Below are 303 nucleotides of genomic sequence, written 5' to 3' on the forward strand. Positions count from 1 at the left end.
CGGAGTCAAAGTCCGTTGCCTTACCGCTTGGCTATAGCCCAATACTATTTATATGCAATAAAATAAAAAAAGTGTCAAAAAAAATGGGGCGAATAATGGGAATCGAACCCACGAGTGTCGGAGCCACAATCCGATGCGTTAACCACTTCGCCATATCCGCCATAATAATTAATAAAAATTGGCAGGGGTAGTAGGAATTGAACCCACACCAAAGGTTTTGGAGACCTTCGTTCTACCTTTAAACTATACCCCTGTATAGATGGTGGAGGGGGACGGATTCGAACCGCCGAACCCGAAGGAGCG

Annotated in this window: 2 tRNA genes; both read right to left on the reverse strand. The window is 45.2% G+C overall.

The features are described 5' to 3' along the window. Positions 1-84: 84 nt before the first annotated feature. Positions 85-160 (reverse strand) — tRNA-His (locus ADJ83_RS15530). Between the two features lie 19 nt (positions 161-179). Continuing rightward, positions 180-253 (reverse strand) — tRNA-Trp (locus ADJ83_RS15535). Positions 254-303: the final 50 nt, after the last annotated feature.

The sequence above is a fragment of the Bacillus sp. 522_BSPC genome, from assembly GCF_001076885.1.
In the GTDB taxonomy this organism is placed as follows: domain Bacteria; phylum Bacillota; class Bacilli; order Bacillales; family Cytobacillaceae; genus Niallia; species Niallia hominis.